This window comes from Litoreibacter sp., assembly GCF_058136045.1.
Window position 1 is genome coordinate 326,977 of sequence record NZ_JBYVDD010000008.1, and the last position, 23,904, is coordinate 350,880.

General features: G+C 56.6%; 23 protein-coding genes. 19 read left to right on the forward strand and 4 right to left on the reverse strand.

Going from position 1 to position 23,904, the window contains the following annotated elements; all coding sequences use genetic code 11:
• Nucleotides 1–6: 6 nt before the first annotated feature.
• Genes AC3Y7R_RS13745 through AC3Y7R_RS13755 form a run of 3 tightly spaced genes read right to left on the reverse strand, consistent with a single transcriptional unit; the run spans nucleotide 7 to nucleotide 3,435 of the window.
• Nucleotides 7–783: an alpha/beta hydrolase gene (locus AC3Y7R_RS13745; protein WP_490042618.1), complete on the reverse strand. Its 777-nt coding sequence runs from the start codon at nucleotides 781–783 to the stop codon at nucleotides 7–9.
• Nucleotides 783–2,162 (reverse strand): helix-turn-helix domain-containing protein, encoded by a 1,380-nt coding sequence (locus tag AC3Y7R_RS13750; protein ID WP_490042619.1) that lies wholly within the window; start codon nucleotides 2,160–2,162, stop codon nucleotides 783–785. Before AC3Y7R_RS13750 ends, AC3Y7R_RS13745 begins: the two co-directional genes overlap by 1 nt.
• A gap of 58 nt (nucleotides 2,163–2,220) precedes the next feature.
• Nucleotides 2,221–3,435, reverse strand: a complete 1,215-nt coding sequence (locus tag AC3Y7R_RS13755; RefSeq protein ID WP_490042620.1) for a multidrug effflux MFS transporter — start codon at nucleotides 3,433–3,435, stop codon at nucleotides 2,221–2,223.
• A gap of 172 nt (nucleotides 3,436–3,607) precedes the next feature.
• Here AC3Y7R_RS13755 and AC3Y7R_RS13760 point away from each other — a divergent pair, with 172 nt between their 5' ends.
• From AC3Y7R_RS13760 to AC3Y7R_RS13800, 9 genes are all read left to right on the forward strand, one after another.
• Nucleotides 3,608–5,140 carry an acyl-CoA carboxylase subunit beta gene (locus AC3Y7R_RS13760; RefSeq protein WP_490042621.1) on the forward strand — a complete coding sequence of 511 codons (1,533 nt, stop codon included), beginning with the start codon at nucleotides 3,608–3,610 and terminating at the stop codon, nucleotides 5,138–5,140.
• On the forward strand, nucleotides 5,110–5,988 hold the full coding sequence (locus AC3Y7R_RS13765; protein WP_490042622.1) for a hypothetical protein: 879 nt from the start codon (nucleotides 5,110–5,112) through the stop codon (nucleotides 5,986–5,988). The genes AC3Y7R_RS13760 and AC3Y7R_RS13765 overlap by 31 nt, the downstream gene beginning before the upstream one ends.
• A gap of 1 nt (nucleotide 5,989) precedes the next feature.
• Nucleotides 5,990–6,388: a RidA family protein gene (locus tag AC3Y7R_RS13770; protein ID WP_490042623.1), complete on the forward strand. Its 399-nt coding sequence runs from the start codon at nucleotides 5,990–5,992 to the stop codon at nucleotides 6,386–6,388.
• Nucleotides 6,385–6,786, forward strand: a complete 402-nt coding sequence (locus AC3Y7R_RS13775; RefSeq protein WP_490042624.1) for a DUF6497 family protein — start codon at nucleotides 6,385–6,387, stop codon at nucleotides 6,784–6,786. Before AC3Y7R_RS13770 ends, AC3Y7R_RS13775 begins: the two co-directional genes overlap by 4 nt.
• Nucleotides 6,783–7,346: a hypothetical protein gene (locus AC3Y7R_RS13780; RefSeq protein ID WP_490042625.1), complete on the forward strand. Its 564-nt coding sequence runs from the start codon at nucleotides 6,783–6,785 to the stop codon at nucleotides 7,344–7,346. The genes AC3Y7R_RS13775 and AC3Y7R_RS13780 overlap by 4 nt, the downstream gene beginning before the upstream one ends.
• Nucleotides 7,340–7,699 carry a hypothetical protein gene (locus tag AC3Y7R_RS13785; protein WP_490042626.1) on the forward strand — a complete coding sequence of 120 codons (360 nt, stop codon included), beginning with the start codon at nucleotides 7,340–7,342 and terminating at the stop codon, nucleotides 7,697–7,699. Before AC3Y7R_RS13780 ends, AC3Y7R_RS13785 begins: the two co-directional genes overlap by 7 nt.
• A 358-nt stretch (nucleotides 7,700–8,057) precedes the next feature.
• On the forward strand, nucleotides 8,058–8,258 hold the full coding sequence (locus tag AC3Y7R_RS13790) for a hypothetical protein (RefSeq protein WP_490042627.1): 201 nt from the start codon (nucleotides 8,058–8,060) through the stop codon (nucleotides 8,256–8,258).
• Between the two features lie 111 nt (nucleotides 8,259–8,369).
• Nucleotides 8,370–10,370: an acetyl-CoA carboxylase biotin carboxylase subunit gene (locus AC3Y7R_RS13795; RefSeq protein ID WP_490042628.1), complete on the forward strand. Its 2,001-nt coding sequence runs from the start codon at nucleotides 8,370–8,372 to the stop codon at nucleotides 10,368–10,370.
• A 6-nt stretch (nucleotides 10,371–10,376) separates the two neighbouring features.
• Nucleotides 10,377–10,967, forward strand: a complete 591-nt coding sequence (locus tag AC3Y7R_RS13800) for a hypothetical protein (RefSeq protein ID WP_490042629.1) — start codon at nucleotides 10,377–10,379, stop codon at nucleotides 10,965–10,967.
• Between the two features lie 119 nt (nucleotides 10,968–11,086).
• Here the strand turns inward: AC3Y7R_RS13800 and AC3Y7R_RS13805 are convergent, their stop codons facing one another.
• Nucleotides 11,087–11,554, reverse strand: a complete 468-nt coding sequence (locus AC3Y7R_RS13805; protein WP_490042630.1) for a DUF4174 domain-containing protein — start codon at nucleotides 11,552–11,554, stop codon at nucleotides 11,087–11,089.
• Here AC3Y7R_RS13805 and AC3Y7R_RS13810 point away from each other — a divergent pair.
• The 10 genes from AC3Y7R_RS13810 (at nucleotide 11,553) to AC3Y7R_RS13855 (ending at nucleotide 23,884) form a co-directional block, all read left to right on the forward strand.
• Entirely contained in the window at nucleotides 11,553–12,683 is a 1,131-nt protein-coding gene (locus tag AC3Y7R_RS13810; protein ID WP_490042631.1) for a hypothetical protein, read from the forward strand. The two genes, AC3Y7R_RS13805 and AC3Y7R_RS13810, sit on opposite strands and share 2 nt — an antisense overlap.
• Nucleotides 12,646–14,775: a methylmalonyl-CoA mutase gene (gene scpA / locus AC3Y7R_RS13815; RefSeq protein ID WP_490042632.1), complete on the forward strand. Its 2,130-nt coding sequence runs from the start codon at nucleotides 12,646–12,648 to the stop codon at nucleotides 14,773–14,775. Before AC3Y7R_RS13810 ends, scpA begins: the two co-directional genes overlap by 38 nt.
• Nucleotides 14,776–14,953: 178 nt before the next feature.
• Nucleotides 14,954–16,036, forward strand: a complete 1,083-nt coding sequence (locus AC3Y7R_RS13820; RefSeq protein ID WP_490042633.1) for an AI-2E family transporter — start codon at nucleotides 14,954–14,956, stop codon at nucleotides 16,034–16,036.
• 5 nt (nucleotides 16,037–16,041) lie between these two features.
• A complete protein-coding gene (locus AC3Y7R_RS13825; RefSeq protein ID WP_490042634.1) occupies nucleotides 16,042–16,713 on the forward strand; it encodes a P-loop NTPase family protein in 672 nt (223 codons plus the stop codon).
• A gap of 80 nt (nucleotides 16,714–16,793) precedes the next feature.
• Nucleotides 16,794–18,968 carry an RNA degradosome polyphosphate kinase gene (locus tag AC3Y7R_RS13830; protein WP_490042817.1) on the forward strand — a complete coding sequence of 725 codons (2,175 nt, stop codon included), beginning with the start codon at nucleotides 16,794–16,796 and terminating at the stop codon, nucleotides 18,966–18,968.
• Between the two features lie 99 nt (nucleotides 18,969–19,067).
• Nucleotides 19,068–19,664 carry a hypothetical protein gene (locus AC3Y7R_RS13835; RefSeq protein ID WP_490042635.1) on the forward strand — a complete coding sequence of 199 codons (597 nt, stop codon included), beginning with the start codon at nucleotides 19,068–19,070 and terminating at the stop codon, nucleotides 19,662–19,664.
• Between the two features lie 121 nt (nucleotides 19,665–19,785).
• Nucleotides 19,786–21,309, forward strand: coding sequence for a Ppx/GppA family phosphatase (locus AC3Y7R_RS13840; protein ID WP_490042636.1), 1,524 nt, complete (start codon nucleotides 19,786–19,788; stop codon nucleotides 21,307–21,309).
• Nucleotides 21,310–21,414: 105 nt separating this feature from the next.
• Complete coding sequence (proS, locus tag AC3Y7R_RS13845) at nucleotides 21,415–22,752, forward strand: proline--tRNA ligase (RefSeq protein WP_490042637.1); 1,338 nt, start codon at nucleotides 21,415–21,417, stop codon at nucleotides 22,750–22,752.
• Nucleotides 22,752–23,372 carry a GDSL-type esterase/lipase family protein gene (locus AC3Y7R_RS13850; RefSeq protein ID WP_490042638.1) on the forward strand — a complete coding sequence of 207 codons (621 nt, stop codon included), beginning with the start codon at nucleotides 22,752–22,754 and terminating at the stop codon, nucleotides 23,370–23,372. The genes proS and AC3Y7R_RS13850 overlap by 1 nt, the downstream gene beginning before the upstream one ends.
• Before the next feature lie 137 nt (nucleotides 23,373–23,509).
• Nucleotides 23,510–23,884, forward strand: coding sequence for a DUF3461 family protein (locus AC3Y7R_RS13855; RefSeq protein WP_490042639.1), 375 nt, complete (start codon nucleotides 23,510–23,512; stop codon nucleotides 23,882–23,884).
• Nucleotides 23,885–23,904: the final 20 nt, after the last annotated feature.

A 23,904-nucleotide genomic window follows, 5' to 3' on the forward strand; every position in this document is an offset into this window, starting at 1 on the left:
GCCGCCTTAGAATTGCTTCAGGAATTTGTATAATCGCCGCTGGGCGTCGCCTGTCCATACATTGATATGGCCCGCACCTTTTACCGGGTAAAGCTCCTTTTGCGCCGAGCCCGCGGCGCGGAATATGGCACGCCCCATATCTGGCGGGATGAGCTGGTCTTTTTCGCCGTGTAAAATCAGCAGTGGGGCTTGCAACATGGGCGCACGCTCAAGGCTGGGCCAACGGCTGAGCATTAGTCCCGTGGCCAGCGGCAATTGCGGGTGCAGATGCGCGGCGACATCTTTTAGGGAGGTGAAGGGGGCCTCTAGGATTATGGCACGCGGGCTGGTTGTTGCGGCAAGGCTGATAGCGACGGCAGCGCCGATACTTTCCCCGTAGAGGACTGGAATCGTTGGTGTTCCTGTAAGGGTTCCGTCAGTTAGGGCGATGTAGAGCGCGCGAATATCATCTGATATTCCGGTCTCGGTGGGCCAGCCCTTGCTGCCATTCCCGCCGCGATAGCTGGGCGCTACGATGCCATAGCCGCGATCCATTAGGCGTTGAAATCGGGCCGTGCGCTTGGCAATATGGCCCGCGTTACCGTGCAAATAAAGGACTGTCGGTTTGCCGCGCTTGAAGGGGGCTGTCCAGATGACCATGGTGCCGAACTTCTGCTCGGTGATGCGAGGATCAGAGGGAGAAATGGCGCGCGGATCAAGGGGATAGACGACCAGACGCTCCAGAGTGAAATACGCGCCAAAGAACAGTGCTAGTAGGACGATTGCACGAAAAAGAAGGCGCATTATTCGACCTTATAGGGCAGCGTTCCGCGTCGGTCGTGATCGACGCTGAGTTTGCTTTCCAAAGGCGGGACGGAGCGTTGATGGCAGTCGCGGCGCGGGCAAATTCGGCAAGATATGCCTATAGGTTCAAAGACTTGCGATTTTGGCGAGAGCATTCCGTCAGCATAGACGAGCGCACCTGCATGGGTGACATCGCAGCCCAAGGCGATGGCATAGCGGCGCGTTGGGGCGGTGAAGCTGCCGCCCGGCTTAGAGACATCGCGCGCGATCGAGATGTAGCGCATGCCGTCGGGGGTTTCGGCCAATTGGCGCAAGAAACGCCCCGGTGTTTCAAAGGCGCGATGCACATTCCACAGCGGGCAGGGGCCACCGAAACGGGCGAATTGTAGCCGCGTGGCGGAGTGACGTTTGGTGATTGTGCCGGCTTGATCAACGCGCACAAAGAAGAACGGGATGCCCTTCGCGCCGGGGCGTTGCAGGGTGGAAAGGCGGTGGGCGACTTGCTCGATGGATGCGCCAAAGCGGTCGGCAAGTTGTTCCAGATCGTGGCGGGTTTCCTGAGCGGCTTCAAGGAAGGCAGCGTAGGGCATCAGGGCGGCGCCAGCGAAGTAATTTGCCAACCCGATCTTGGCAATATGGCGGGTTGCATCGGTTTGGAACCTCGCGAGGTCCAATGTGGCCTCTAGCAGGTCATTTTGTTCGAGAATGGCAATTTGATGCAGCAGTTGGAAACGCTGAGTAGGGGGGGCAGAGCGCGCCGAGAGCCAAAGTGTATTGCTGGCCTGATCATAGCGGCGAAGTTCTTTGTTATCGGTGAATTGTAGGTCGAACTTCAAGGATTTGGCGCGCAGAATATCGCCTTGAATGGCGTTGGAAAAATGCTCCGCAGCGTGGTCGATGGCGTCGATATAATTATCGCAATAGTGAAAGAAGTCCCGGACCTCTTCCCACGGGCTGGGCTGCAAATTGGTGGCCTCTTGGCCCAAAACTTCGTCAAGCGAGGCGAGGCGTTCGTGGGTTTGGCGGTAGGCGCGGTGCAGCTCGATAAAGGCGCGCGACAAGGCAGGGGCATTGGAGGCGGCGAGGCGCAGATCGGCCAACGGCGGCGCAATTTCAGAGAAAATAGGGTCGGAAAGCACCTCATTCATATCGGTGACCATGCGCTCTGCGTCGCCAGTGGCCAGCTCGGTCACATCAAAGCCGAACTCGCTGGCCATGGCCAAAACCACGGATGTGGAGACGGGGCGGTTGTTGTTTTCCATCTGGTTCAGATAGGGCAGGGAGATGCCAAGCTTAGCGGCAAAAGCCTTTTGTGTCAGAGCCATACGGGTGCGCAGCTCGCGCAGTTTAGTGCCAGCATAGAGTTTTCGTGGAGCCATGGCTAACGCGCCTTTGCAGTTTTGCTATGTGCGACCATAGCCTTTGCAAAGCCTGCGCTCAAGCGGGGTCGATGGCCTTTTCGCGGCGCAGGACCAGTAGGATCGACACAAGGCTGGCAACCGCGCTGAGTAACATGACCCATTGCAGTGGGTAGCTGCCGTGGCCGCCCTCCAGCAGGCTGCCTGCCAATGCGGCCAATGCGGCGCCGCCGCCGATCATGATGGCCCCGCCAACGCCGCTGGCCGTGCCTGCGAGATGCGGGCGCACCGAGAGCAGGCCTGCATTGGCATTTGGCAGCACCAACCCGTTGCCCAAACCCACAAAGGTGCAAAAGCCGAAGAACATGAAGGCGGACCCGTAACCCATTGCGGTCATTAAGAGTGATGCCCCCATGCCGATAACCAAAAGGGCGCAGCCGATCAAGATCATGCGGTTGATGCCGATCCGCACGGAGTAGCGGCCAGAGAACAGGTTGCCCGCGAAATAACCCAGTGCAGGGACGCCAAACAGGTAGCGTGTGGTGGTTGGCGGCAAGTCGTAGACGACGGAAGCCACATAGGGGGAGCCGCCTAGAAAGGCGAAGAATGCCCCCGATGCGAAAGCGGCAGAGAGCGCGTATCCCCAGAAGCGCGGCGAGGTGAAAAGTTCTGGATAGTCATGGATTTGTGCGGTGAAGCTGATAGATTTTGCTGTGTTCGTTTCGCCCTGATCGGCCCAGCACAGCAGGGCAAGCCCGGCCCCAAACGCGAAGGTGAACAAGAAGATGGCGCGCCAGCCAAAGGCCTCGTCGATGAAGCCGCCGATGGTGGGCGCAAACATTGGCACCAGCGACATGCCCATGGTCACATAGCCGATGGTCGAGGCGGCTTGCTCCATCGGGACCACATCGCGCACGATGGCGCGCGACATGACCATGCCCACGGCGACCATCGCGCCGATCATGCGAAAGGTCAGGAATAGCTCGATCGTGGGGGCGAAATAGCAGCCCAGCGAGGCGAGGGCGAAGATGGCCAGCGACCAGATGACGATGGGGCGGCGACCATAGCGATCAGATAGGGGGCCAATGGCGATTTGCAGTAGCGCGGTGCAAGCCAGATAAAGCGAGATCGACAGCTGCATGACGCCGTACTCGGTCTGGAAATCTTGCGTCATCGTGGGCAGGGACGGCAGGAATACGGACATATTCATAGCCGAAACCCCTGCAAGCAGCACGAGCGTTACGATGTGTGGCGGGGTTGTGCGGTCGAATAGTCGCGCGGATGAATAGCTCATTTTCGGACGCTAGGACTGTCATGACAGAAAGTGAACCCGTTGGTTCAGATATTTGCAATTTTGCAGTTTACTACGCAATGAGTTTGCGGTGTTTGCAAATTTGCCGTTTGGTGCTTTGCCGCAACGCGGCGCGCGTGTAGGCTGTGCGCAACATAACGGGAGGGACCACGCCATGAAAGATATCCTGAGCGAATTGGACGAGCGCCGCACAGCGGCCCGCCAAGGGGGCGGCGAGCGCCGCATCGCCACGCAACATTCCAAGGGCAAGTTGACCGCCCGCGAGCGCATTGAGCTGTTGCTGGACGAGGACAGCTTTGAAGAGTTCGACATGTTCGTGGCGCATCGCTGCACCGAATTTGGCATGGAGAAAGACCGCCCCGCAGGCGACGGTGTGGTGACGGGTTGGGGGACTATCAACGGGCGCTTAGTTTATGTGTTTTCCCAAGACTTTACTGTGTTTGGCGGCTCGCTATCCGAGACCCACGCTCAGAAGATTTGCAAGATACAAGACATGGCAATGCAGAATGGCGCGCCGGTTATCGGGATCAACGATTCCGGCGGTGCACGCATCCAAGAAGGTGTGGCCTCGTTGGCGGGATATGCCGAAGTATTTCAGCGCAATATCATGGCGTCCGGTGTGGTGCCGCAGATCAGCTTGATCATGGGGCCATGTGCAGGCGGCGCGGTTTATTCGCCCGCGATGACCGACTTTATCTTCATGGTGAAGGATTCGTCCTACATGTTTGTCACTGGCCCTGACGTGGTGAAAACCGTGACCAACGAAGTGGTAACGGCGGAAGAATTGGGCGGTGCCACGACGCACACCAAGAAATCCTCCGTGGCGGATGGCGCGTTTGAGAACGACGTGGAGGCCTTGGCCGAAGTGCGTCGCTTGTTCGATTTCTTACCGTTGAACAACCGCGAAAAAGCCCCTGTGCGTCCGTTCTTTGATGATCCGGCGCGTGTCGAGGCCAGCTTGGACACGTTGATCCCGTCGAATGCCAACACGCCGTATGACATGAAAGAGTTGATCGGCAAGTTGGCCGATGAGGGTGATTTCTTCGAGATACAAGAAGAGTATGCGAAGAATATCCTGACTGGATTTATCCGCCTTGAAGGGCAATCTGTGGGTGTCGTGGCCAACCAGCCGATGGTTTTGGCCGGGTGCTTGGACATCGACAGCTCGCGCAAAGCGGCACGGTTTGTGCGGTTCTGTGATGCGTTCGAGATCCCGATCCTGACGCTGGTGGATGTGCCGGGCTTCTTGCCGGGGACGTCGCAGGAATATGGCGGCGTGATCAAACACGGCGCGAAACTGTTGTTTGCTTATGGCGAAGCGACGGTGCCAAAAGTGACCGTGATCACGCGCAAAGCCTATGGCGGCGCGTATGACGTGATGGCGTCCAAGCACCTGCGCGGCGACTTTAACTACGCATGGCCGACTGCCGAGATCGCGGTGATGGGGGCCAAGGGGGCTGTTGAAATTCTGTACCGCTCCGAGTTGGGCGACGCGGACAAAATTGCCGAGCGTGCGGCAGATTACGAGGACCGCTTTGCCAACCCGTTTGTAGCAGCCGAGAAGGGCTTCATCGACGAGGTGATCACGCCGCATTCCACCCGAAAACGCGTGGCGCGCGCCTTTGCCTCGCTGCGCGGCAAGTCGGTGCAAAACCCGTGGAAGAAGCACGACAACATTCCTTTGTGATGACGGAAAAGCTAAAAATAATTTTGACCTGCGCAGGGGTTTTCATCGTGGTGGTAATCGCTGCGATCCTGTTTCCGTATGATGCAGTGTTTGGTCCGCGCGGTCGGGCGGGACCAGATATAGAAGTGCTTGGACACAGGTGGGCTTCAGAAGTTTTTGATGGGGATGGCGCGACCGATGATGAGCCGGCTCATAATACTTATGCGATCTGGGTAAATCTTGACGCGCCCGAGACGTTCCATGTCACGGATCATACTGTTAATCACACAATGCTTATTGAGATGTGTAATGCAGTTTTGGCCGCAACTGCTGAATTAGTGCCGGAAGGCGTTACACTTGGTGACCTTGATCATGTTGATGTGAATTTCAGAATTGGTGGACAAAAAGCATTTCCGTATGATGCTACAGTGGTTCTGGAGAATGGGCTCTGCATCAACGCATTTCGGTATGATATTCTTTCTTCTCGGCTTGATACAAAGTTTTCTCAACACGAACCCATAGAAGAGGGAACTGCGATAATGCAGGCGTGGGGGATGAAGCAAGGTAAGTTGAAATTTTCCAATAAAAATGGTCACCGCAGCATTGAGGTCAACTACGAACCCCTGTCGGAATTCGACCGCGATATCGCTTCCATCAATGTGAGTGCATTATGCATACTTACCCTTGCGACGATGGATAAAGAGATGAGTGTTTTGGGGATCAAGATTGATCCCTCCAAGTATTCTGAAATGAAGGTATCGATAGCAAAGACTTCCGGGGGCGGTTTTGCTTCGTTTACAAAGAAATACGGGTCCGCAACGCTTTCGCTTTCGGATGGTAAATGTGGCGGCAAGGTGGAGGGAACGTAAGATGATTGGTCCTAAGTTTCACAACATATCCGATGCCCCTACACATGTGGCGCCGTTCTCCCATGCGGTGGAAAGTGACGGCTGGGTGATCCTGACGGGGCAGATGCCGACGGTTCCGGGCGCGGATGGTGCGCCTTTGGTGGCGGGAGTGGAGGCGCAGACGCGCCAAGTGATGGCGAACCTAGAGACCGTGTTGCGCGGCATTGGGTTGGACTTGAGCCATGTGGTGCAGTGCCGTTGTTTCCTGACCGAGTTCGAGCGTGATTATGCTGTGTTCAATGACGCTTACAAAAGCTTCTTCCCAGCGGATCGGTTGCCTGCGCGCACGACCGTAGGGGTGACGGATTTGGCGGTGGGCGCGTTGGTGGAAATTGATTGTGTGGCGAGGCGGCCCTCATGAAATTGGCAACGCTGGCATTGATGGTAAGTGCGGGGGCGGCTTGGGCCGAGGATGCCCCGCTGCGCGCTGTCTCAGTGGTGGATTATACCCCGCATGAGGTGCTGTTTGAGCCTGCGGGGGCCTATGAAGCCGTGCGCCGGATGGTGCGCGTGCGGCTGATAGCACCCCAAATTGCGGATCAGGAAATGTTTGGATTTGAGGTGATCGAGGCCGATTTTCAGGTGCTATGTGAGAGTGCCGGACTGGCGGCTGTTGCCAAATTTGCCCCTAATGCCCGTGAAATCATCATATCTGTTGCATCACAAGTGCTGCCTTTCGGCGAAAGCGCGCCGAATGTGGTGCAGTATTTTGATGTATTCAGCGTTCAAGACCACACCTGTATTTGGGGTGGATTATGAAACAAACACAACATGTTGGAGTTCAATGCTCAGGCAGCGGCAGGGATGATGCAAAGGCAACACTTCTGCACGTTGCGGCACGGGGGATATATTTTTTTCTCAATAGAAAAGCTACCTTGCAGCAAGGTTACGTTTCTGTGACCCCTAATGTGTGCGATGAAGGAGGAGGGATTAACCCTTTTATTGATTCGCTAGACTTAAACAGGAGACTCAGATGTCCAAAAGCATCAAAGCACTCACAGCACTTGCCTTCGTTGCAATCGTCGCAGCATGTGGTGGCGCTTCTCAAGACGAAGAAGTTGTTATCATTGAGCCAGTTGTCGAAGAGCCAACTTACAACAAGTACTAAAATTCTTGCGGGGCGGGCTTCGCGCTACGCCCCGCAATACCCCCTCGGCCTGACTGCGGCTTTCGAGCGCTCGGCCAAATCTTTTCCTAATCTTGAAGTTGCAGAAACGGGCCAGTTTGGCGCGGGTTTTTGGCGTGCGATTGCGCGTGCTGTGAATGCCGGTGTTGGAAATGCCACTTCGAGATTTTTTACACAGGTGACGACATGTTAAAACATAAAGGCTTTCCCTCACGGCTGCCGGGATCGGACTTTCAGTTCACGCTTCGGCGCGACAGCAAGACAGGGCCGACACCCCTGACAGCCCGTGAGCGGTTCGCCGATCGCAGGCCTGCGGACCGCCGTGCCGACGCAGGGTTTGTTTGGGCCTTGGTGCAGCATTTTGGGGAGGAGCCGTTCGAGCGCGGAAACCTTGACGCTGGCCGCCTGAATTGGGTCTTTGGCCGTGAAGTTATCCCCGCCGAAGAGCCGTTTGATCCGGCCAGTTACGAGGCGATGCTGCGGATTGATACGCGGCGCGTGCAAGGATCGTTTCCCAATGCATTTGATGAGGATTTCATCGACTGATGGGCGGGATTGTGCCTCCATATTTTGAATTTGGGCGAAATTCGGCTCAAATTGACGCTGCGGCAGCGGCGGTGTTTTCTATGGGGCCAAACCATCGCATCGTTTGTGTGCGGGTTGGCTCCTCCAGCACTGGAGCCAGAGCGCAAGTACTAGACCGTTACCCTTCCCCTCTAAAGAGGTTTGTCCTTTCGGGCAGACCTCTTTTTTTTGCGGCTAAGTCGTTTGGATGGCAAGATAATGCCGACGATGCAGGGGCGTTTCGGGCGGCAGTTCGCCGGAATGCGGCTTCGGGTGGAAAACTGGCCACGGCAGGCGCGGATCGGTGCATTGCCTTCAGTAGATCTGAAGGAGACCTAAAATGCATAAGACATTCATTCTCATCGCAGTGCTTGGCGCGAGCAGCGTTTTATCGGCCTGTGACAATGACGCGGAACGCGGCTTTGTGGGCGCGGGGGCCGGTGCGGCCGTTGCTGCGGCCACGGGGGGCAGTGCGCTTACCGGCGCGGTCCTTGGCGGCGTTGCGGGCGTGTTCTGCGACGACGCGGGCATTTGCAAATAATCTAACACTTAACAGACAGACAGACAGGGTCGGGGTGCGTGTAGGCGTGCCTCGGCCTTTTTTTGATGCAAGACACCCGGAAATATTCCGGACAAGAGGGGACCTGACCTAATGTTCAAGAAAATCCTGATCGCCAATCGCGGCGAGATCGCCTGCCGTGTTATCAAGACCGCCCGCAAAATGGGCATCAAGACGGTGGCAATTTATTCCGATGCCGACGCGCAGGCGATGCATGTGAAAATGGCCGATGAGGCGGTTCACATTGGACCTTCCCCCGCTAACCAGTCCTATATTGTCATCGACAAAGTGATGGCGGCGATTAAGGAAACTGGCGCGGAAGCGGTGCATCCGGGGTATGGCTTCTTGTCCGAGAATGCTAAATTCGCCGTAGCCTTGGAGGCCGCTGGCGTGGCTTTCATTGGGCCACCAGTTGGCGCGATTGAGAAGATGGGGGATAAGATTACCTCCAAGAAGATCGCCCAAGAGGCCAATGTATCGACGGTTCCGGGCCATATGGGGCTGATCGAGGACGCTGATGAAGCGGTAAAGATTTCCAACAAAGTCGGCTATCCGGTGATGATCAAGGCGTCTGCGGGCGGCGGCGGCAAGGGGATGCGCATTGCGTGGAATGACGAGGAGGCCCGCGAAGGGTTTCAGTCCTCCAAGAACGAAGCGGCGAACTCTTTTGGCGATGACCGGATTTTCATCGAGAAGTTTGTCACCCAACCGCGCCACATTGAAATTCAGGTGCTGGCCGACGCGCATGGCAACTGCATTTATCTGGGTGAGCGGGAATGCTCGATCCAGCGCCGCCAGCAAAAGGTGATCGAGGAGGCCCCGTCGCCATTCCTCGACGAAAAAACCCGCAAAGCCATGGGCGAGCAGTCATGCGCTTTGGCGCAGGCGGTTGGCTATACTTCGGCCGGCACGGTGGAATTCATCGTTGATGGCGACCGGAATTTCTACTTCCTCGAGATGAACACCCGCTTGCAGGTAGAGCATCCCGTCACCGAGCTGATCACCGGCGTTGATCTGGTCGAACAGATGATCCGCGTGGCCTACGGTGAAAAATTGGCCTTGGCGCAAAAAGATATCAAACTGAATGGCTGGGCGATGGAAAGCCGCCTTTATGCGGAAGATCCCTATCGTGGATTTTTGCCCTCGATTGGTCGTCTGACGCGCTATCGCCCCCCTGAGGAGCGCGCCACAAAGAAGATGGCTGTGCGCAATGACACGGGCGTCTACGAGGGCGGCGAGATTTCGATGTTCTATGACCCGATGATTGCGAAACTGTGCTCGTGGGGGCCAACGCGCGGCGAGGCGATTGAGCATATGCGCGTGGCGCTGGACAGCTTTGAGGTGGAGGGCATTGGCCACAACCTGCCGTTTTGTGCCGCCGTGATGGATCACCCGCGCTTTGTGTCGGGCAACATCACCACCGCGTTTATCGAGGAAGAATACCCGGATGGGTTCATGGGCGTGGAGCTGCCGCAAGAGACCTTGGCGCGCATTGCCTCCTCTGCTGCCGCGATGCACCGCGTGGCCGAAATTCGCCGCGCGCGGATTTCCGGCACGATGGACAATCACCGCCGTAAAGTCGGCAAGGACTGGGTTGTGAGCCTACAAGGCGAGAGCTTTGAGGTAAAAATCAAGGCCGACAAAAAGGGCGCAACGGTCAAGCATGCGGATGGCACCAAGCACCGCGTGGTGTCTGATTGGACGCCGGGCGACAGCTTGGCGACGCTCAAGGTTGATGGCGATGCTTTGGTGTTGAAAACCGAGAAAATCAGCGGCGGCTTTCGGATGCGTCACCGTGGTGCGGACCTGAAAGTGCATGTGCGCACTCCACGCCAAGCCGAGCTGGCCGACCTGATGATCGAGAAAACGCCGCCTGATACGTCCAAGTTGCTGTTGTGCCCAATGCCGGGGTTGATCGTCAAAGTGGACGTCAAAGTTGGCGACGAAGTGCAAGACGGCCAAACGCTGTGCACGGTTGAGGCCATGAAAATGGAAAATATCCTAAAGGCCGAGCGCGGCGGCGTGGTCTCCAAGATTAACGCCAGTGCCGGGGATAATCTGGCGGTGGACGACGTAATCATGGAGTTCGAATAAGCCCTTATGGCCGTTTTAGACGACATCATCGACCCACGGGTTCAGCAGGCGGTTGTCGCCGGGCTGTTCGTGGCGGTGGGGTGGATTTATAACGGCCATCGGAACCGGCTGCGCGAGCGGCGGCGGCGGCGTGAGAAGATGCAAGATGTGCAAACCGCGCTGATAGCCGAGATTGATCACTATGTTATGTCGCTGAAACTGTTTGATTTATCTGCCAGCTGGGGACGAATTGTCGGCGCCATGGAAGACGACGCTAAATACATCCCTGTGGTGCCAAGCGAGCGCAATGACACGGTGTTCACGGCGTTGATCTCGGAAATTCACATCCTGCCAGAGCCGGTAATTCAGCCCGTAGTGGGGTATTATAATCAGGTGTTTGCGGTGGATGCGATCATTGATGACCTGCGCTCGGGGCTGTTTCGCGAGATGGATCAGGTGCAGCGCATTGGCATGTACACCGATTATATTGCGATGAAACAGGAAGCCTTGGCACGGGGCGAGACGGCGCTGCGCGCGCTTCGTATAAGCACGGGTCGCATGACGGATCAGGTGTCTGGACCTAGTAGCCGGGGCGTGGCCCTGTCTGACCAGTCATAGGGGGCGGGGATTTTGGCGTCTTTGACATATCACTCACCTCAAGGTTTTGCGCATCGGCTGGGTGCCGATCCTACCCTTTATATAGAGGGTTGCGGCTTAACATGCAATGAACGCGCGTGTTATTGCTGCAAGGCGCGTGCGCGTTGTTCTTCCAACTCCTGGCGGCGCGTGGGCATTTTGTCGATGGCGTGCGACAGCTCGCGGACGTCCCATGGGAAGGGTTTGCGCAGCTTTACGCCGCCGTCTTTGTCGATCAGCACCATCATGAAGCCCCGAGGGCGTAGTTTTTCGCGGATATCGGAGGGCGTGGCCGGGTCGCTGTCGATCAAAATCACCACATCACGCTCTCTTAGCGCCTCGGGACGCGCCACAAGCAGCTCTATCTGGCGCTTGAAGCGAGGGTCGGCGGGAGTGTCTGCAAACACCACGATGGGTCGTTTGAGCCAAAGAAAATCATTCAAATTTGCTTCAACTGCTGCGAATGGACCTATCTCAAGCATGGGGTCATTGGCGTCGGGTGCAGGGTCGTCGGCTGCGGCCTGTAGTGTAAAAAGTACTGAAAAAACAAGTGCTATAGCGTGTTTCATGGCGACTCCCTCTGGGGCTAATATAGGGGGTGTTGGCGCGATTGAAATGGGTCTCGGGCGCACAGTTTCGCTAACGGGTGATGTTAAGCCATTGGTCAATCTTTGGGGCGACAAGCAGTGTCACAGTCAAGCGCATGGGGCGCTGGGCATTGTGGTGGTGATTATCGTGGACATTTGCCTGCATCTTGGCGCGCATCGAACTGGTTCAACGGGGCTGCAAGTGTTGCTCAACGGGCAGCGCGCGGCGTTGCGGCGGGCGGGCACTGCCTATTGGGGCCCAGCGCGAACCCGCTCAGGGCTGCTGACGGGGTTGGTTAAGAACCCAAATCAGTTGAGTGCGGAAGATGTGCGGCTGGGGAAGCGGTCGTGCGGGCGGATACAGATGGAGTTGGCGCGCCTTGAGTTGGAGGGGCGCACACAACTGGTCTTGAGTGAAGAAAACCTGATCGGCACCATGGCGCAAAACCTTGAAGGGGTGCGCCTGTACGGGCAGATACATGGGCGGTTGCAACGCTTGGTTCCGGCATTTGAGGGGCATGCGTTGCGTATTGGGCTGAGCGTGCGGGCCTATGATATGCATTGGGCCTCGCAATTGGCGTATCGGGTTAAAGCGGGGGCCGTGTTGCCATCGTGCGCGGATATGGACCGCTTGGTGACGCAGCCACGACGTTGGCGCAATGTTATTGAGGATATTGTAGACGTCTTCCCCCACGCCGAAGTGGTCGTTTGGCCGTTCGAGGGTTGGATCGGCAACCAAAGGCGGCTTGTTCAGGCGCTATTGGGGCGCAGCATTGGGCTGGGAGATGTGTCCAAGCAAGAGAAGTCTAATGCTTCGGCAACAGCGGATGAGCTGGCACAGCTTGTCGCGGATCGAGGCGATCTAGAGGGAGCTGCGCACCTGATAGCGTGTGGTAAAGGCGCGAGATACATGCCGTTTGACGCCGATCAGAGATTGAAATTGCAACAAGATTACCACGCGGACCTTGCTTGGCTAGATGCCGAAGCAGAGGCCTCATCCGAGGGCCGCGTGACTTACCTCAACCCGACCGAAGGCACATTCGGCGGGATCAGAATGACAGAAGGAAGCCACCATGACGGACAAGAAAGAGGCGTGGCAAACACGCGCTGAAAAAGAGCTACGCGGTCGCCCGCTGGACGAGTTAACGTGGAACAGCCCGGAAGGCATTGCCATCCAGCCTGTGTACTCGCAAGAGGACGCTGCGGGGTTGGAGCATATGGGCTCTATGCCTGGCGAGGGTCCATTTACGCGCGGCCCGCGCTCGACCATGTATACGGGCCGACCGTGGACGATCCGCCAATATGCGGGGTTCTCGACGGCTGAAGAGTCGAATGCGTTCTACCGCAAAGCGTTGGATGCAGGGCAGCAGGGTGTCTCGGTGGCGTTCGATCTGGCAACGCACCGTGGCTACGATTCAGACCACGAGCGCGTGGTTGGCGACGTTGGCAAGGCGGGCGTGGCCATTGACAGCGTTGAGGATATGAAAATCCTGTTCGATGGCATCCCGTTGGACAAGGTGTCAGTCTCGATGACGATGAACGGCGCAGTGATCCCGGTGCTGGCATCGTTTATTGTTGCTGGCGAGGAACAGGGGCATGACCGCGCGGTTCTGTCTGGCACCATTCAGAACGATATTTTGAAAGAGTTCATGGTGCGCAACACCTATATTTACCCGCCTGAACCCTCGATGAAGATCGTCTCGGATATCATTGCGTTCACTGCGTCTGACATGCCGAAGTTCAACTCGATCTCGATTTCCGGCTACCACATGCAAGAAGCGGGCGCGAACTTGGTTCAAGAGCTGGCCTTCACGCTGGCAGACGGGCGCGAATATGTGCGCGCGGCGATTGCAAACGGTATGGATGTGGACGCCTTCGCACCACGCCTCAGCTTTTTCTTTGCCATCGGTATGAATTTCTTCATGGAGGCGGCCAAACTGCGCGCCGCGCGCTTCCTGTGGCACAAAATTATGCAGGAGTTTGACCCGAAGAAAGAGCAATCCTCGATGTTGCGCACGCATTGCCAGACTTCTGGCGTGTCGCTGCAAGAGCAAGACCCCTACAACAACATCGTGCGCACGGCTTACGAGGCGATGTCGGCGGTGCTGGGCGGTACGCAATCCCTGCACACAAACAGCTTTGACGAGGCCATCGCGCTGCCCACCGCGTTCTCGTCGCGCATTGCACGCAACACCCAGCTGATTTTGCAAAATGAGACCAAGGTGACCAAGGTTGTGGACCCGTTGGCGGGCTCTTACTACGTTGAAAAACTGACCTCTGATTTGGCGGATGAGGCATGGAAACTTATTGAAGAGATTGAGGAAATGGGCGGTATGACCAAGGCCGTGGCCACGGGTATGCCCAAGTTGCGTATTGAAGAAGCCGCCGCCTTGCGTCAGGCGCAGGTGGACCGGGGCGAAGAGGTTGTCGTTGGCGTCAATAAGTTCCGGTTGGAGAAAGAAGACCCGATCGACATCCTTGACGTGGATAATGTGGCCGTGCGCGAGGCGCAGGTGGCGCGACTTAAGCAGATCAAATCAAGCCGAGATGGGCCGGCATGTGATGCGGCTCTTGGTGCGTTGGAAGAGAGTGCCAAATCGGGCGAAGGCAACTTGCTGGAATTGGCCGTCGATGCGGCCCGTGCGCGGGCAACAGTTGGGGAAATTAGCATGGCGATGGAGAAAACTTTTGGGCGACACCGCGCTGAGGTTAAAACGCTATCTGGTGTTTACGGCGCGGCCTATGAGGGCGATGAAGGCTTTGCTGCAATTCAGGCTGATGTCGAGAAATTCGCTGAAGAAGAAGGTCGCCGCCCGCGTATGTTGGTGGTGAAAATGGGTCAAGACGGCCATGATCGTGGGGCGAAAGTGATTGCCACAGCTTTTGCTGATATTGGCTTTGATGTTGATGTTGGCCCGCTGTTTCAAACGCCGGAAGAGGCGGCGCAGGATGCGGTAGACAACGACGTGCACATCATTGGCATCAGCTCGCAGGCGGCGGGGCACAAAACCCTTGCACCAAAATTGATAGAAGCGCTGAAGAACGCGGGAGCCGGCGATATCTTGGTGATTTGCGGTGGGGTGATTCCGCAGCAGGACTATGAGTTCTTGTATAAGGCCGGGGTGAAAGCCATTTTCGGGCCGGGAACCAATATCCCTGAGGCGGCCAAGGATATTTTGGCTCTGATCCGCCAGACACGATAAACAACGGTGACAGGGTTTCCTCGAAACCCTGTTCCCATGATTTCGAGGAAATCATGATGAGGGGGCAGTTTTTTACGTCTTTAGGCGGTGGCTGTTGTCTTTGGTGTAAGAGTAAAGCACTCAAAACCTTGAAACTCGCTTCGCCATAGGTCACATCTGAGTGTGAAAGCGAGGGCCAATGGCATTACCAGTCGGCAAACAGGCAAAATTTTGGGGTATCGCCATTGCGGTGTTCATGCTGGCGCTGTGGTATCTGGGCGATGTTATGCTGCCCTTTATCGTGGGCGGGGCCATTGCGTATGGGATGGATCCACTGGCTGACCGGTTGGAACGCATGGGCGCGAGCCGAGTTGTCGCGACAACCATTATCTCAATCATTGCCCTGTTTGTTTTCATTTTGATGGCGGTTCTCATCATTCCGATGATCGTTGGCCAAGCGGTTGCCTTGTTCGAAATCGCGCCGGAATTATTTGAGAAATTGCGGGTTTTCTTATCGGATCGGTTCCCTGCGCTGGACGATTCCAACTCTACGTTGCGCCAATCACTGGCCTCGATCGGAGCGACCATTCGCGACCGCGGGGGTGAGTTTGCGCAAAGTATCTTCTCATCGGCGTTGGGGGTTATCAATGCGGTGGTCTTCATCGTTGTTGTACCAGTTGTGGCATTTTACATGCTGCTGGATTGGGACAATCTTGTCGCTAAAATCAATACGTTGTTGCCGCTTGACCACGCACCGCAAATCCGGAAAATTGCCGCGGAGATCGACCAAACCCTTGCCAGCTTTGTACGTGGCCAGTTGACTGTTTGTGCGATTTTGGGCGCATTTTATGCGGCGGGATTGATGCTGGTGGGATTGCAGTTTGGCCTAGTGGTTGGCTTCATCGCGGGTTTGATCTCATTCATTCCCTACATCGGCGCGGTCATCGGCGGGGTGTTGGCCGTCGGGCTTGCATTGTTTCAGTTCTGGAATGAGCCTGCGATGATTGGTGCCGTAGCTGCCGTGTTTGTGGCGGGTCAGTTCCTTGAGGGCAATGTTTTGACCCCGAAGCTGGTGGGCGAGAGTGTGGGCTTGCACCCGGTTTGGTTGATGTTCGCACTGTCGGTGTTCGGGACGTTATTTGGGTTTGTTGGCATGCTGGTAGCGGTTCCTGTGGCGGCGTCCTTGGGCGTGGTTGCGCGCTTTGGGGCAGAACAATACCGGGGCAGCAGGTTGTATCGCGGGTTGCAAACCGACGATGCAAATGATGGCAATGCAGAGTAGTTGAGATGTCTGAACAATTGGCTTTTACCTTGCCCGCCAAAGAGGCTTTGGGGCGCGAGGATTACTTCGTATCAGGCGCGAATGCTTTGGCTGTGAGTGCTGTGGAGAACTGGCCGAAATGGCCTTTGAGTAAACTGGTTCTGGTGGGGCCGCCCAGCTCTGGCAAGACACATTTGGCGATGGTTTGGGCGCGTGACACGGGGGCGTCGGTCGTGGCGGCGTCAAATGTGGATGATCCAAACGCCTTGGCGCGCACACCTTTGGTGGTGGAAGATTTGGATCAAATCGTCGGGGATCGCGCGGCGGAGACGCAGCTTTTTCACCTGCACAACCTTATGCAAGAGGGCGGGTACCCTTTGCTGGTGACCTCTGCCGTGGCCCCTGCACGCATGGATTTTGCCCTTGCCGATCTGCGCAGCCGGATGGAGGGGACATCGCTGGTCACCCTTGAGGCGTTGGACGATGCGCTGCTTATGGCCTTGGTGATGAAGATGTTTTCAGACCGACAAATCGCGTTAAAGCCGGACTTGGTGAGTTATATTATGCCACGACTGCCGCGCAGTTTTGAGGCCGCGCGTGACTTTGTCGAGACCATGGACAGCCGTGCTTTGGCGGAGCGACGCCCGATTGGGCTGAAACTGGCGCGCGAGGTTTTGGCCCAAATGAGCGCGCCATGATGCGGATTGTCTGGACAGCGGCGCGTAAAATCCCCACATAAGTCATTGTGATGTTACATTCCCATATCAAAACGCTGCCCATGTGCGGTGCTGATTTCTTGACGGCGGACTACCCGGAGCCGATGGAGGTCGCGGACCTTGATCCCTCGGGGCCAAGCCGGTTTTTCAACCGAGAGCTGAGCTGGCTCGCGTTCAATTGGCGTGTGCTGGATGAGGCGCAAAATTCGCGTGTTCCCTTGATGGAGCGGGTGAGATTTTTGGCAATCTCGGCCACTAACTTGGATGAATTTTATACCGTGCGAGTTGCAGGTTTGCGGGAGTTGGCGAATGCAGGCAACCGCACGCCATCGTCCGACGGGCGCACGCCGGAAGAGCAGTTAGCGTTGATCAACGAGAATGCACGCGAGCTGATTGCCAAGCAAGGTGACGTTTGGGAGGCGCTGAAAGATGAGATGGAAACCAGCGGTATTCGCCTGCTGGACGCGGAGGAGCTGGACGATGATGATCGTGCGTTCCTTGATAAGTATTTCATGTCGAATGTGTTTCCGGTTCTGTCGCCCTTGGCGATTGATCCCGCGCACCCGTTTCCGTTTATTCCCAACGAGGGCTTTTCACTGGCGTTGCAATTGGAGCGGCCCAAGGACGGGCGCAGTTTGCAGGCTTTGCTGCCGATCCCCGCGCAAATTGAGCGGTTTATTTCACTGCCATCCAAACCCGACGAGATGCGGTTTTTGCCGATGGAGCAATTGCTGATCTTGAAGATTAGCGAGATGTTTCCGGGCTATGTTGCGATGGGGCATTGCGCGTTTCGCCTGCTGCGTGACAGTGATTTAGAGGTCGAGGAAGAGGCCGAAGACCTTGTGCGTGAGTTCGAAGTCGCGCTGAAACGTCGCCGCCGTGGGGAAGTTGTGCGCTTGAAGATCAGCGCCAACGCGCCGACAAAGCTGCGTAACTTGGTGATGAAAGCGCTGGAAGTCACAGACGTGGACGTGGTTGAGATCGCGGGCATGATCGGGTTGTCAGACGTGAGCGAGCTGGTCTCGGCTGCGCCATCAGAGCTGTTGTGGCCGCCGTTTAGCCCGCGTGTCCCAGAGCGGGTGCAAGACAACGACGGCAATATGTTCGCGGCTATTCGCAAGAAAGACATGCTGCTGCACCACCCCTACGAGAGCTTCGACATGGTCATTCGCTTTCTGGCGCAGGCGGCGCGCGACCCCGATGTGGTGGCGATTAAACAGACGTTGTATCGGACCTCGAACGAGAGCCCGATCGTTGAGGCGCTGTGCGAGGCGGCCGAGAATGGTAAATCCGTGACCGCGCTGGTCGAGTTGAAAGCGCGCTTTGACGAGGCCGCCAATATTCGCCAGTCGCGCAAGTTGGAACGCTCCGGCGCGCATGTGGTTTACGGCTTTGTGAACTACAAAACACACGCCAAAATCAGCACCGTGGTGCGCCGGGAGGGCGATGCATTGGTGACGTATACGCATTACGGCACCGGCAATTACCACCCGATTACGGCGCGAATTTATACCGACCTGAGCCTGTTTACCTGCGATGCAGCCTTGGGGCGAGATGCCACAAAAGTGTTTAATTACATCGGTGGCTACGCCCAGCCAGAGCACCTTGAGAACCTGTATATCTCGCCCTCGGGGATGAAGAAAAAGCTGATCCGGATGATCGACAAAGAGGCGGAATATGCCGCCGAGGGCAAGCCTGCGGAAATCTGGGCCAAGATGAATTCTGTGGTCGAGGCGGACGTGATCGACGCGTTGTATCGCGCGTCGCAAGCTGGTGTGCAGATCAGCCTTGTGGTGCGTGGGATTTGTACGTTGCGGCCCGGCATCAAAGGGCTGAGCGAGAATATTCGGGTGAAGTCTATTGTCGGGCGCTTTTTGGAGCATTCGCGCATTGTCTGCTTTGGCAATGGGCATGGGCTGCCGTCGAAGAAGGCCAAGGTCTATATGTCTTCGGCTGATTGGATGAGCCGCAACCTAAACCGCCGGGTCGAGACTTTGGTGGAGATCACCAACAAGACCGTCCAAGCGCAGGTGATGAGCCAAATTATGGCCGCGAACTTGACCGATACGGCGCAAAGCTGGATGCTGGCACCGGACGGCTCTTATGTGCGGGCCGACGTCACGGGGGTCGATAACCCGTTCAATTGCCACCGCTTTTTCATGGAAAACCCGTCTTTGTCGGGGCGCGGTTCTGCCGGAGCTGGTGATGTGCCGGAGTTGACGCACACGAAAGACTGAAACCCACGGCGTGCTCATCACGACATGGTGTGGCGTGCTGTCTTGGCTCATCGGGTGAATTGATATATTCCTTTGTTCGAATGTAATCGAGGTACACCGATGGAAAACAAGTCTTGGACATCTCGCCGAAAAACATTTGTCGCGCTTGGCTTGGTCGGGGCAATTGCACTGGGCGCTGGTGCTGTGACGATGTTTAGTCACGGGGCAATGGCCCAGCTATCGCACAATCATGGGGCGGATGGCACGGGGCACGACTTGGGGACGATGCCGGGCCTGCGCGGGCTTGACGCAACCCCTGAGGAAAGCGACGAGCTGGCGGTAATGTTTCGCAACTTTGAGAAAATTTCGCGTGAGGTGACCAATCTGCCCAATGGCATTCGGACCCTGACCAGCTCGGACGACGAGGAGCTATTGGGCGTTGTTGTCAGCCATGTGGTTGGCATGATCGACCGCGTGGATGAGGGGCGCGACCCGAAGGTTTTCATTCAAAGCCCGACGCTGGATTTGTTGTTCGAGCGCCGCGCAGAGATCACCACCGAGATCGACATAGCGGACGGTGGGATTGTGGTCATTCAGACCTCGGATGATGTGGAGGTCGTGGCGGCGCTGCAAACCCATGCGGCAGAGGTGACGGATATGGCCAATCGTGGGATGGATGCGGTCCATGACGCAATGACGGCGCGGGCAGGGAACTGACGGCGATATTTTGGTGCCTGGAAGAGTGACCAAATCCGCGCACCCCCGCCTTTCGTATTGACGCACTGGCCCTGCGCGCTTCATGGTTTGCAAGAGCCTAGCATCAGAAGCGAGATGAGCTTTGGACGGACAGCACGACGAAGACGGCCCCTTTGGCCGCCCCCTGTTTAACGACCCGAAATCCAAGGCGTTGAAACGGGTCGGAGCCATTGATGTTGGCTCCAACTCGGTGCGTATGGTGGTGTTTGACGGGGCCGCGCGCTCTCCGGCGTATTTCTTTAATGAAAAAGTGATGGCGGGCTTGGGCGCAGGGGTGTCCGAGACGGGCTACCTGAACCCCGAAGGGCGTGAGCGGGCTTTATCGGCTTTGCGCAGATTTGCGTTGCTGGCCAAGGGGATGGGCGTGTCGCCGATGACCTCTGTGGCGACGGCTGCGGTGCGTGATGCCATCGATGGGCCAGAGTTTTGCGAAGAAGTGGCGCGCGAGACGGGCTTGAACTTATGGGTCGCCTCCGGCACGGAAGAGGCGCGGCTTTCGGCGCAAGGTGTGTTCCTTGGCTGGCCGGAAGCGCGCGGGTTGATGTGTGATATTGGCGGCTCCTCGATGGAGTTGGCCGAGATGGCGGACGGCGTTGTTGGGCGGCGTGTCTCGTCGCAAATTGGTCCGCTAAAACTGATGAGTCTGAAGGGCGGGGCGAAGGCACGCAAAGCCGTGATTGACCAGACAGTTGATGATTTACGCACGCAAATTGACGGGGATTACGAGACCTTGTTCCTTGTTGGAGGCTCATGGCGCGCCATTGCGCGGTTGGATATGGAGCGGCGCGGCTACCCGATGAAAGTGCTGCATGAGTACCGGATGACGACTAAGTCGATTTTGCAAACGGTCAAGTGGATTAGCAAATATAGCGTAGATGAACTACGCGCGATGACGGGCAATTCCGAGGCGCGGATGCGGTTGGTTCCGATTGCCTCTCAGGTTCTTAAGTCGTTGATACAACGCTTTAAACCTAAATCTGTGGCGGTATCGAGCTATGGTATTCGCGAGGGTTTGCTGTACGAGCAGATGCCGTTTGAGCTGAAGCGCCGTGATCCTTTGATTGAGGCGTGTCGTTATGACGAGGCGATGTATGCGCGCATTCCGGGGTTCGGGAAATTTCTGTTTCGATTTATTGAACCATTGTTCAAAAGCGCCTCACTGGAGCGTATCAGGCTGGTGAAGGCGGCGTGCTTGTTGCACGATGTCACGTGGCGTGCGCATCCCGATTACCGTGCCGAAGTGTGCTTTGATAATGCCACGCGCGCTAACCTTGGCGGCTTGGATCATCAGGGGCGTATTTTCCTCGGCGTCGCGTTGCTGCACCGCTATAAAAATTCCCGCTCGGGTACGCATTTTGAGGAGCTGTTTGGCCTGCTGTCTGAGCGCCAGATGCGTGATGCGGAAGTTCTGGGCAAGGCCATGCGCTTTGGGGCGATGTTTAGCGTGCAGACACCGGAGTTGATGGGGGAGCTGAAGTGGCACCCCAAAAAACGCCTGCTAAGGATGAAGCTGCACCCCGATACCAAGGCGCTGTTTGGCGAGGTTGCGCAGGCGCGGTTTACCTCTTTGGCAGAGGCATTGGAGGCAGAAACGCAGGTGACGTAGCCCGTTTAAGCGTCTAAAATGCATGAAATATCTGCCGCTCAACTTGGCAAGGCGCATTGCATGGCGTAACCCAAGTGTAAGCCCCTATCAGAGAGATTAATTCCCATGCGCATGTCCCGCTATTTTCTACCCGTCTTGAAAGAAACACCCGCCGAGGCGCAGATCGTTTCGCATCGCTATATGTTGCGCGCGGGGATGATTAAGCAGTCCTCTGCGGGTATTTATTCGTGGCTGCCTTTGGGGCTCAAAGTGCTCAAGAAGATCGAGCAGATTGTGCATGAAGAGCAAGAGCGCGCCGGGCATATGCCAATACTGATGCCGACGATCCAGTCAGCAGATTTGTGGCGCGAAAGCGGGCGTTATGACGTCTTTGGCGACGAAATGCTGCGCATGAAAGACCGCAATGACCGCGATATGTTGTTCACACCAACGGCGGAAGAACTGGTCACCGATATTTTCCGCAGCCATGTGAACAGCTACAAAGATTTGCCCCTGACGATGTATCAAATTCAGTGGAAGTTCCGCGATGAGCGCCGCCCGCGTTTTGGCGTGATGCGGGGCCGCGAATTTTTGATGAAAGACGGCTACAACTTTGACCTAACCAAAGAGGATGCGCTGCATTCCTACAATCGCCATCTGGTCAGCTACTTGCGTACCTACGAGCGGATGGGATTGCAGGCGATCCCGATGCGCGCGGATAGTGGTGCTATGGGGGGCGATGATACGCATGAGTTCTTGGTGTTGGCAGAAACCGGCGAGTCGGAGGTGTTCTATGATAGCGCCGTGACCGATTTGAGCTTTGGCGACCGCGAGATTGATTATGACAACGTGGAGCAATGCGCCGGCGTGATGGAAGAGTTCACCAACCTCTATGCGCGCACTGACGAGACCCACGAGGAGGCTTTGTTTAACGAGGTCCCCGAGGAGCGCCGCAAGGTGGCGCGCGGTATTGAAGTGGGGCAGATTTTCTACTTTGGTACCAAATATTCCGAGGCGATGAAGGCCACCGTGCAAGGCCCCGACGGCAAGCCTACGCCTGTGCATATGGGCAGCCACGGCATTGGTGTGTCGCGTCTGTTGGGGGCCATTATCGAGGCCAGCCACGACGATAAAGGCATCATCTGGCCCGAGGGGGTGACGCCGTTCCATGTGGGAATTGTGAACCTCAAGCAAGGCGACGACGAGGCCGACGCGGCGTGCGATGGTTTGTATAAATCGCTGACGGCTTTGGGGCTTGAGCCGCTGTATGATGACCGCAAGGAACGCGCTGGCGGCAAGTTCGCGACGATGGATTTGATCGGCCTGCCATGGCGCATCACGGTCGGACCACGGGGCCTCAAGAACGGCGTGGTTGAACTAACTTCGCGCCGCACGGGCGAGAGCGTGGAGATGCCCCCAGAAGAGGCCGTTGCCAAGGTCGCGGCAATTTACGCGGCGCTTTGATGCAATCGGTTCTGGCGTTTGGTGACAGTCTGACGTGGGGCTCGCGACCTGATATTTCCGGGCGTCATGGGTTCGATGATCGCTGGCCGAATGTCTTGGCGGCCGGGTTGAATGGGGTCGATGTGATCTCGGAAGGGCTGCGGGGGCGCACGACGTGTTTCAATCAGCCTGCCAGCCCCGCCGAGATGAATGGCGGCGCGTTGTTGCCGTCTATTTTGCATACCCATGCGCCGCTTGACGGGGTCATCGTGATGCTTGGAACCAATGATATGTTTTGGGGGGTGGCACCAACTCAGGCGGCCTACGGGCTGGCGCGATTGGTTGAAATTATCCGCCATCATGCGTGGCGGTGTGAGCAGGCCCACACGCCGGAGGTGATGCTGATTGCGCCGCCTGTGATGGTTGAGAGTACGCAAGGCGATGTCACGGCGGAGATGATTGACGCCTCGTCGCGCTATCCTGCTTTGGTGGAAGGCCAGGCAAATCAGCTTGGATGTGCGTTCTTTGATGCGGGGAGTGTGGCGCAGACATCGCCGGTAGACGGGCTGCATCTGGACGCAGAGAACACCCGAAAAATTGGCGTGGCATTGGTGCCTTTGGTCGGGCCATGGCTCAGCTGAATCCACTCTTGCGTTAAGTCTTGCTCCGTTTGCAACACTCTGATTTTGAAGCCGTAGTATATCATCGCATTTCCTACATCTTCCTATAGTGTAGAAATTCCTGCTGTTTTCGCAGGCATTCAAGTGAAGGAAATCAGATGAGCGTAGAAACCCCAAACCTATCTGAGATGGGCATTCTCAACCCCAGTCAGATTGTACATTACTCGCTGGTGCGAATTTCAGATGATATGGATGTGTTGCGGATCAATTATGGCCGTCCGCGCGGCTCGTTCCTGCCCAAGCGCCGCAGTTATGAGTTTAAGCGGATGGGTAAGCCGGTATCAGGAAGCAATGTCAGGCAGGATATTTCTCCGCTTCTGGCGGGTGCGGTCACTGAACTTGACCACTTGCTGGCTGACAGCAAGGTAACAGCGGCCACCAAGTTGGAGCTTCAAGCGGAAATTTCCGAGATCACTAAAGAGCTGAATGCGCGTTTGGCGCATCTGTCCAAAGCAATTGATGCATTGGAGTAGGCACGGCACACTGCGGTGAC